Below are 9,678 nucleotides of genomic sequence, written 5' to 3'. Positions count from 1 at the left end.
GGTTGCCGATGCGTTGCACGCGCTGACGGACCAGGCCGCATTCGTGCGGATCGTGGGTTCCTATCCGCGGTCGAAATAGGCGCCAGGAGTGAGTAACCAGCACGATACCGATATCGCCCGTTTCGACACGCTGCTTGTGTGTGGCGTCGGTTTGATCGGCGGTTCCTTGGCGCGCGCCGCGCGCGACGCGCACCGGCAGGGACAGATTCGCGGCGCGGGACGGATCGTCGGTGTCGATCGCGACCCGGCGGCGCTGGCCCGTGCGTGTGCATTAGGCGTCATCGATGAAGGCGTTGTCTTCGATGGCGCATCGTCAGCGGCCGCGCCGGGCGTCACGTCGTCGACAGGCGGCCGCGCGGCCGCTGACAACGCGCCGCCCGCGATCACCGCGGCCGAGGGCACGTCGCTGTCGAAGCAAGTCGGGCAGGCGGACGTGATCGTCTTGTGCATGCCGGTGGCGGCCAGTGTGGGATTACTCCGATGCATCGCCGCCATGATGCGTGCGGACGCGGTGCTGACCGATGTCGGGAGCACCAAGCAGGATATCTGCGCGGCGGCGGCGGCGACACTCGGTCCGCTGGTCGGACGGTTCGTCGCCGGACATCCGATTGCCGGAGCGGCCAGCAGTGGTGTCGAGGCAAGCAGGGCGGATCTTTTTGTCGGGCGTGACGTGATCCTCTGTCCAATCGACGGACAGCACGCCGGACCAACCGATGTCGTCACCGCTTTGTGGCGGGCAATTGGCGCACGGGTGCATACGATGCCCGCGGCCACCCACGACGCGGTGTTCGCCAGTGTCAGTCATTTGCCGCATCTTCTTGCTTTTGCCTACATCACGCATATGCTGGAAACCACGGACCCGGCGCAGCGTTTCGCGCTCGCCGGCACCGGTTTTCGCGATTTTTCGCGGATTGCCGCATCAAGCCCCGACATGTGGCGCGATATCTGTGTGGCAAATCGCGACGCGATCCTCGCGGAGATCGATGCCTATTCGTCCGTATTGGCTCGCTTGCGCGCCGCGATCGATTCCGGTGCGACGGCGCAGACCCAAGCGTTGTTCGAACGGGCGCGGGACGCCCGCGCGGCATGGACGATGCGCGGGGATCAGACGCCCGCCAAGAACCCATAACCCTCACGTGGCAGGCTTGCCTGCCCGTCAAGTATCGTAGAGAGAACATGAAGCAGCTAGTACTGGGCCCCGCATCGGCAGCGCGGGGCAGCGTGGTCTTGCCCGGCTCGAAGAGCATCTCTAACCGCGCATTACTGATGGCGGCGTTGGCGGATGGTGAGACGCGCCTGCGTAATCTGCTGGATTCGGACGATACCCGCGTGATGCTCCAAGCCTTGCGTGTGCTTGGCATCGTCTGGCGCCACGAGGGTGATGCGATTGTCGTTCAGGGCAATCCGGCCGGATTCCCTGTTCGCGACGCCGATATCTTCGTCGGCAATGCCGGAACTGCCGTCCGTCCGCTCACCGCGGCGTTGGCGTTGAACGGCGGCGACTATCGCGTCAGCGGCATCAAGCGGATGCACGAACGCCCCATCGGCGATCTTGTCGAGGGTCTGGTCGGCGTCGGTGCGGCAATCGATTATCTCGGCACTCCGGGCTTTCCGCCGCTGCATATCCGCCCGGGCGATCTTGCGGGTGCCGGCACGACCCGTGAGATTCGCGTTCGAGGTGACGTATCGAGCCAATTCCTGACGGCCTTACTGTTGTCGCTGCCGCGGTTGTCCGAACAGGCGGCATCGGACGAGACCGTCCGGGTATTTGTCGACGGTGAGTTGATCTCGAAACCGTACGTGGAAATCACCACGGGGATGATGGCGCGATTCGGTGTGACGGTGACGCGCGACGGCTGGTCCGGGTTTGGCGTGCGCGCGGCCAGCCGTTTTCACTCCCCCGGCATCTATGACGTGGAAGGGGACGCGTCGTCGGCGTCGTATTTTCTGGCGGCCGGTGCGCTCGGTGGCGGGCCGGTGCGAGTGGAAGGCGTGGGCCGCGAGAGCATTCAGGGCGATGTCCGCTTTGCCGATGCGCTGACGCAAATGGGCGCGAACGTCATGATGGGCGACACCTGGATCGAGGTTCGCGGTGTATCGTCCGATGACGGTCTGCTGGAACCGATCGACATGGACTGCAACTTGATTCCCGATGCCGCAATGACGTTGGCGGTTGCGGCGTTGCATGCGCGCGGGCCATCGACGCTGCGCAACATCGGCAGTTGGCGCGTGAAGGAAACCGATCGCATCGCCGCGATGGCGTGCGAACTGCGCAAGGTGGGCGCGGCGGTGGAGGAAGGCCAGGACTGGCTGCGTGTGATCCCGCCTGAACGCTTGCTGGATGGGGCGGCCATCGATACGTACGACGACCACCGGATGGCCATGTGTTTCTCGCTCGTAAGCCTGCTGGGTGTCAGCGTTACCATCAACGACCCGGACTGCGTCGCGAAGACCTTCCCGGACTACTTCGACCGATTTGCCAAGGTGGTGGTCGCATGAACGGAACACAACGCGGACCGGACGATGCGGCGGGCGTGCCGGTGATCACGATCGACGGGCCTACCGCGTCCGGCAAGGGCACCGTGGCGGCCAGGGTTGCCGCGGCGCTCGGTTTCCATCTGCTCGACAGCGGCGCGCTATACCGGCTGGTTGCCTTGCAAAGCGTGCGCGGCAACGTGGCGGTGGACGACGTCGCCGCATTGGTGCGGATCGCGGAAAATCTGCCTATCCGTTTTACCGATAGTGAGATTCTGTTGGATGGAAGCGACGTTGCCGACGCGCTTCGCGCGGAAGCGATTGGTGTGCGGGCGTCCAGTATTGCCGTTCACGGCCCGGTTCGCGAGGCGTTGGTAACGCGTCAACGCGCGTTTTGCACCGCACCGGGATTGGTTGCCGACGGTCGCGACATGGGCACGGTGATCTTTCCAGAGGCGGGTGTGAAGATCTTCTTGACCGCCAGCGTCGAGGCCCGTGCCGAACGTCGATATAAACAATTGAACAACAAAGGCTTTTCTGTTAACATAGATGACCTGCTAAAGGATTTGCGGGAGCGCGACGCGCGCGACATGCACCGTATCGTCGCGCCGTTGAGGCCCGCGCCTGATGCGCATTTGCTGGATACCTCGTCAATGGGTATCGATGAAGCGGTCCAGCGGGTGCTGAATTGGTTCAAGGCGGCTTGCGCCGGCTGAACCCGAGGTAAAAGTGCAGTCAGTCGTACCTGGAAACACCGGCATAGGCCGGTCACTTGTTTTTAACCTTTAACCCCCCCGCGTCACGATGTCGCTGTAAGCCCGTGTCAGGATTGGATGGCCCTTATCCCGGTCGTCATGATCCGCACGTAGCGGCAAAAACCGGGGTGTCAAACCATTTTATGTCCGACCTCCAAACCGCAACCCCCAACACCGAATCCTTCGCCGCCCTGTTCGAAGAGTCCTTGACCAAGCAGGACATGCGCGCCGGCGAAGTGATCTCGGCCGAAGTCGTCCGTATTGACCACAACTTTGTTGTGGTGAACGCCGGCCTGAAGTCCGAAGCGTACATCCCGATCGAAGAGTTCCATAACGACGCAGGCGAAGTCGAAGTGATGCTGGGCGATTTCGTCTCGGTCGCGATCGATGCGCTGGAAAACGGCTATGGCGACACGATCCTGTCGCGCGACAAGGCGAAGCGCCTGGCATCGTGGCTGGGCCTGGAAAAGGCGCTGGACAACGACGAGATCGTTGCCGGCACGGTCACCGGCAAGGTGAAGGGCGGTATGACGGTGATGATCAACGGCATCCGCGCGTTCCTGCCGGGTTCGTTGGTCGACACGCGTCCGGTCAAGGACACGACGGCCTATGAAGGCAAGACGCTGGAATTCCGCGTCATCAAGCTGGATCGCAAGCGTAACAACGTCGTGGTGTCGCGCCGTGCCGTCGTGGAAGCGACGCAAGGCGAAGAGCGCGCGAAGCTGCTGCAAACGCTGAAGGAAGGCGCGATCGTCAACGGCGTGGTCAAGAACATCACCGACTACGGCGCATTCGTGGATCTGGGCGGTATCGACGGCCTGCTGCACATCACCGACATCGCGTGGCGCCGTGTGCGTCACCCGAGCGAAGTGCTGTCGGTCGGTCAAGACGTCACGGCCAAGGTCCTGAAGTTCGACCAAGAGAAGAACCGTGTTTCGCTGGGCATGAAGCAACTGGGCGATGATCCGTGGGAAGGTATTTCCCGTCGCTACCCGTCGAACACGCGTCTGTTCGGCAAGGTTACGAACATCACCGAATACGGTGCATTCGTTGAGATCGAAACGGGTATCGAAGGCTTGGTTCACGTGTCCGAAATGGACTGGACCAACAAGAACGTCGCGCCGAACAAGGTTGTGCAGTTGGGCGACGAAGTCGAAGTCATGGTGCTGGAGATCGACGAAGACCGTCGTCGTATCAGCCTCGGCATGAAGCAATGCAAGCCGAACCCGTGGGACGACTTCAGCCGCAACTACAAGAAGGGCGACCGTCTGCATGGCGCGATCAAGTCGATCACCGACTTCGGCGTGTTCATCGGTCTGCCGGGCGGCATCGATGGCTTGGTCCACCTGTCCGACCTGTCCTGGAACGAGAGCGGCGAGGAAGCGGTTCGCAAGTACAAGAAGGGCGACGAAGTGGACGCGATCGTGCTGGGTATCGACGTGGACAAGGAGCGGATCTCGCTGGGCATCAAGCAGATGGAAGGCGACCCGTTCAGCAACTTCGTGGCAATGAACGACAAGGGTTCCCTGGTCAAGGGCACCGTGAAGGCAGTGGACCCGAAGGGTGCTGTCGTGCTGTTGTCGGCGGAAGTTGAAGGTTACCTGCGTGCTTCGGAAATCTCGCAAGACCGTGTGGAAGATGCGCGCAACGTGTTGAAGGAAGGCGAGGAAGTGACGGCGGTCATCATCAACGTCGATCGCAAGTCGCGTGGTATCAGCCTGTCCGTGAAGGCGAAGGATTCGGCCGAGCAACAGGAAGCGGTCCAGAAGTTCCAAGCGGACAGCTCGGTTGCTGGTACGACGAATCTGGGTGCGTTGCTCAAGGCCAAGCTGGACGGCCAGGGTCAGTAAAGCAGCACCATAGCCATCAAGCGACTCAGCGAACGGGGTAAAGTAGGGAATGACGAGATCGGAGTTGGTGATCCAGTTGGCGTCGCGTTTTCCGCAACTTGTCGTCAAGGATGCGGACTTCGCGGTGAAGACGATGCTTGATGCGATGTCCGACGCGTTGGCGAGCGGACATCGTATCGAAATTCGCGGATTTGGCAGCTTTGCGTTGAATCGCCGGCCCTCGCGTGAAGGTCGCAATCCGAAGTCGGGTGAGAAAGTGCTGGTGCCGGAGAAATTCGTCCCCCACTTCAAGCCTGGTAAAGAGTTGCGCGAGCGCGTGGATAGGGGTGCCGATCAGCCTTTGAAGGCGTCGAAAGACGACGACGAGGTTTGAGTTAACTGCTTCGATTGTGTTTTTACCGCATGTTGCTTGAGCAGGTGCGATGTAATACGCGACACGGCCGGACGGCGGTGCGGCATCTGACGCGAACCCGCCGATAGCTGTTCCTTAGTCTCCGCCGGTAACACTTGACGCTGGTGGGAGCGAGCCAAAGAGGCGCCTTCGGGCGCCTCTTTGTTTTGGAGCGATGCGTTTGCGCGCAGGGCTGGCCATCATTCCAGGCCCTCCGCGGGCCGCTTCCTTTACAATAACGACGTCACACTGACTCACCTTCGAGGGCGCGGGTATATGAAGTTCATCGTCTGGCTGATTCGACTCATCATTTTCGTGGTGTTCCTGGTCCTGGCGCTCGGGAATCTGCAGGATGTCCAACTGAATCTGCTGGCGGGCTATGTCTGGAACGCGCCGATGATCGTGGTGGGCCTGCTGTTCTTCGTCGTGGGGGCATTGGCTGGTGTGCTCGCCGCGTTGCCGGGACTGATGCGGCGAGGACGCGAGCTGTCGCGGCTACGTCGCGAGGTAAAGACGCTCCGCGAGCAGCAGACCAGTACGGTTCAGGTACCGCACGACGTGCCGCCCATGCCGCCGATCATTTGATGACAGTCTGAGATATGGATCTTGATTTCTGGTGGCTGCTGGTCATCCCCGCGATGTTCTTTCTGGGATGGGGCGCTGCCCGCTTCGATTTGAAGCATTTGTTGTCTGATGCAGCTAATTTGCCGCGATCTTACTTCCGCGGCCTGAATTTCCTGTTGAACGAACAACCGGACAAGGCGATCGATGCATTTATCGAGGTCGTCAAGCTGGACCCGGAAACCACCGAACTGCACTTTGCGTTGGGCAGCTTGTTTCGTCGGCGCGGCGAAACGGAGCGCGCGATTCGCGTGCATCAGAATCTGCTGAATCGCCAAGATCTCCCGGTCAATGAGCGCGACCACGCGCTGTATGAATTGGGGCAGGACTTCCTGAAGGCAGGGTTGCTGGACCGTGCGGAACAGACCTTCGGCCAGATCGACGCCGGTCTCTACCGCACGGAGGCGGAAAAGGCGCTGCTGACGATTTTCCAGATCGAAAAGGAATGGCGCCGGTCGATCACGGCCGCGCACGCGCTCGAGGCGTCGGGCGTGCCGTCACTGAAAAGAGAAATTTCCCAGTTCCATTGCGAGATTGCGTTCGAGGCGTTGCAACGTGGCCAGCGCGACGCGGCGCGCGAGGCTTTGGGGCAGGCGCTCGATGTGAACCCCGCGAACGTCCGGGCAACCATTCTTCTAGGGGATCTGGCGGCCGCCGAGGGCCGTACCGACGACGCCATCGACTGCTACAGCCGCGTGGAGGCACAAGACCCGGTATACCTGCCGCTGGTCGCGGAGCCGATGATGAAGGCCTATGGCGCGGCTGACCGTGCCGCCGAAGGCGCGCGTCGTCTGGTGGGGTATCTCGATGCGCATCCAAGTGTGGATTTGCTCGATACCGCATACAAACATGTCATGGCGACCGGTGGGGTGGAAGAGGCGCATGCGCTGGCTCTGCGCCAGATGGAGCAGTCACCGAGCGCCGCCGCCACGCTGTTGCTGCTTGATGCGCAGATTGTCACCAGCGATCCGGCTCGCGCGAAAGAGCTGACGTTGATGCGAAACCTGATCAAGCAACGTACGCGCAATCTCCCGCGTTACACTTGCGGCAATTGCGGTTTCCGCGCGCGCCTGTTTTATTGGCAATGCCCCGGGTGCAGTCACTGGGAAAGTTATGTGCCGCGGCGTTCCGAGTCGCTTGCCGGTAGCGCTTGAAGCGCTGGCCGCTGACCATCCCTGATCGGATTGTTTGTCGATGTCCTCTACTACGTCTTCTTCGTTGTCCGTGCCTGGCGACCGCCCGGTGCGCCTTGATTCGCCCAATGCGGCGGCGGTCCTGACCGAAAGCGCCGTCACGTCGTCCGACGCGCCCGCGCCATCGGACACGGTCTCGGCAACCCGCGAGACCCTGGCGCGCGCGTCGGTATTGGTGGTTGGCGATGTCATGCTGGATCGTTATTGGTTTGGCGACGTCAACCGTATTTCCCCGGAAGCCCCGGTTCCGGTGGTGTTGGCGCAGCGCATCGAGGAACGGCTCGGCGGCGCGGCAAACGTGGCGCGCAATGTTGCGGCCCTCGGCGCCCAAGGCGGGCTGCTATGCGTGATCGGCAATGACGAGCCCGGTCAGCGCATCATCGAATTACTGGCCGAGAGCAAGGTCACCGCGCATATCGAACGTGATGCCGCCTTGCCGACGACCATTAAGCTGCGTGTTCTCGCCCGGCAGCAGCAGTTGCTGCGTGTCGATTTCGAGAGCAGTCCGGGGCATGAGGTGCTGCTGGCGTGCCTTGATCGTTTCGACGCATTGCTGGGGAATACCGGTGTCGTAGTGCTGTCCGATTATGCGAAGGGCGGTCTCACGCACGTCGGCGAAATGATCCGCCGCGCGCGCGCGGCGGGGAAGGCCGTGCTGGTCGACCCGAAGGGAAGCGACTGGGCGCGCTATCGCGGTGCCACGCTGCTGACGCCAAATCGCGCCGAGCTGCAACAGGTGGTGGGCGGTTGGTCGTCCGAAGCGGAATTGCTCGCAAAGGTCGACGCGTTGCGTGCCGACCTCGCGCTGGACGCGTTGTTGCTCACCCGCTCGGAAGATGGCATGACGCTGTTCACCGCGCAGCCGCCGGTCTCCGTGCCGGCGCAAGCGCGCGAAGTGTATGATGTTTCCGGTGCCGGCGACACGGTGATCGCCACGCTCGCGGTGATGCTGGGTGCCGGCTTGCCATTGGTCGAGGCGGTACGGATGGCGAACCGTGCGGGCGGCATCGTCGTCGGCAAGCTGGGTACGGCGACCGTCGAGTACGACGAATTGTTTCCAGTCTGATATTTTTGTCTTTTCTGAGCGCGAATTCCCATGACTTTGATCGTCACCGGTGCGGCCGGTTTTGTTGGCGCCAATATCGTCAAGGCGCTGAATGCGCGCGGTGAACGCGACATCATCGCGGTGGACAACCTGACCCGTGCCGATAAATTTCATAATCTCGTCGATTGCGAAATAAGCGACTATCTTGACAAGCAGGATTTCGTGGCGCGCTTCGCGAAAGGCGAGTTCGGCAAGGTTCGCGCGATTTTCCACGAAGGTGCCTGTTCGGATACGATGGAAACCGACGGTCGCTACATGATGGAAAACAATTTCCGTTATTCGCGTGCACTGCTCGACGCATGCCTGACGCAGCGCGTGTCCTTTCTGTATGCATCGTCGGCCGCGACCTATGGCGCCTCGACGACTTTCGTCGAATCGCGCGAGTTTGAGAAGCCGCTGAATGTGTATGGCTATTCGAAATTCCTGTTCGACCAGATCGTGCGCCAGAAACTGCCGCAGGCACAAAGCCAGATTGCCGGTTTCCGCTATTTCAATGTCTACGGGCCGCGTGAGTCGCACAAGGGGCGCATGGCGTCGGTGGCCTTCCACAATTACAACGAGTTCCGTGCAAATGGCTCGGTTCGCCTGTTCGGTGAGTACAACGGCTATGCAGCCGGCGAACAGACACGCGACTTCGTGTCGGTGGAAGATGTGGCCAAGGTCAATCTGTTCTTCTTCGATAATCCGTCGAAGTCGGGGATTTTCAACCTTGGCACCGGCGCGGCTCAGCCGTTCAACGATATCGCGCGAACGGTCGTGAATACGCTTCGCGCCAAGGACGGCCATGCTCCGATGAGCCTCGAAGAGCTGGTCAGCGCTGGCTTGCTTGAGTATGTCGCCTTCCCGGACGCATTGCGTGGTAAATATCAATGCTTCACGCAGGCTGACATCGGTGCATTGCGGGGTTCGGGGTACGATCAGCCATTCCTGACCGTGGAGCAGGGTGTCTCCCGGTATGTAGAATGGTTGTCGGCCACGGTCAAGTAAGGCACTTCGTTGTCTTGTCAGCACAAGCGCGCTTCTCCCGCGCGCGATGCTCGCGGTTATGCCATGCGCTGCCTTTTTTCAGCAGCACATCGTCTAGTGTGCATTGTCACACATGTCTTCATTCTCCCCCCTCGCGTATCGCCTTCGCGGCGCAGCCCCAAAGACGCGCGGTCCTTCAGCGTTTCTTCGACGGTTCCTTGTCGCATGATCATCATGCGGTGACGATGCTTTTTTGCGATGCATGTGTTATCAATTCCTATGCTTTTTAGTTAGCTTTAGGCCTCACTCCACGCTCTGTAAA

Annotated in this window: 9 protein-coding genes; all 9 read left to right on the top strand. The window is 61.1% G+C overall.

The annotated features are described in order from the left end of the window. Positions 1–88 precede the first annotated feature (88 nt). The 9 genes from WM40_RS17690 to rfaD all read left to right on the top strand — a co-directional run bounded on the left by WM40_RS17690 (position 89) and on the right by rfaD (position 9,377). Positions 89–1,129, top strand: a complete 1,041-nt coding sequence (locus WM40_RS17690; RefSeq protein WP_046153525.1) for a prephenate dehydrogenase — start codon at positions 89–91, stop codon at positions 1,127–1,129. 47 nt (positions 1,130–1,176) lie between these two features. Beyond that, positions 1,177–2,499: a 3-phosphoshikimate 1-carboxyvinyltransferase gene (gene aroA / locus WM40_RS17685; protein ID WP_024901628.1), complete on the top strand. Its 1,323-nt coding sequence runs from the start codon at positions 1,177–1,179 to the stop codon at positions 2,497–2,499. Beyond that, positions 2,496–3,191: a (d)CMP kinase gene (gene cmk, locus WM40_RS17680; protein WP_046153524.1), complete on the top strand. Its 696-nt coding sequence runs from the start codon at positions 2,496–2,498 to the stop codon at positions 3,189–3,191. Before aroA ends, cmk begins: the two co-directional genes overlap by 4 nt. A gap of 182 nt (positions 3,192–3,373) precedes the next feature. Then, positions 3,374–5,080 carry a 30S ribosomal protein S1 gene (gene rpsA / locus WM40_RS17675; protein ID WP_024901626.1) on the top strand — a complete coding sequence of 569 codons (1,707 nt, stop codon included), beginning with the start codon at positions 3,374–3,376 and terminating at the stop codon, positions 5,078–5,080. 49 nt (positions 5,081–5,129) lie between these two features. Then, on the top strand, positions 5,130–5,453 hold the full coding sequence (locus WM40_RS17670; protein WP_024901625.1) for an integration host factor subunit beta: 324 nt from the start codon (positions 5,130–5,132) through the stop codon (positions 5,451–5,453). 294 nt (positions 5,454–5,747) lie between these two features. Beyond that, on the top strand, positions 5,748–6,056 hold the full coding sequence (locus tag WM40_RS17665) for a LapA family protein (protein ID WP_024901624.1): 309 nt from the start codon (positions 5,748–5,750) through the stop codon (positions 6,054–6,056). 14 nt (positions 6,057–6,070) lie between these two features. Continuing rightward, positions 6,071–7,246: a lipopolysaccharide assembly protein LapB gene (lapB, locus tag WM40_RS17660; RefSeq protein ID WP_046153523.1), complete on the top strand. Its 1,176-nt coding sequence runs from the start codon at positions 6,071–6,073 to the stop codon at positions 7,244–7,246. Positions 7,247–7,286: 40 nt separating this feature from the next. Then, on the top strand, positions 7,287–8,351 hold the full coding sequence (gene rfaE1, locus WM40_RS17655) for a D-glycero-beta-D-manno-heptose-7-phosphate kinase (protein ID WP_081764730.1): 1,065 nt from the start codon (positions 7,287–7,289) through the stop codon (positions 8,349–8,351). 30 nt (positions 8,352–8,381) lie between these two features. Further along, positions 8,382–9,377: an ADP-glyceromanno-heptose 6-epimerase gene (rfaD, locus tag WM40_RS17650; protein ID WP_024901621.1), complete on the top strand. Its 996-nt coding sequence runs from the start codon at positions 8,382–8,384 to the stop codon at positions 9,375–9,377. Positions 9,378–9,678: the final 301 nt, after the last annotated feature.

It is taken from the genome of Robbsia andropogonis (assembly GCF_000970345.1).
GTDB classification, from domain to species: domain Bacteria; phylum Pseudomonadota; class Gammaproteobacteria; order Burkholderiales; family Burkholderiaceae; genus Robbsia; species Robbsia andropogonis.
Note: the sequence above shows the minus strand (reverse complement) of the source record. Positions and strands in the feature narration are given on the sequence as shown.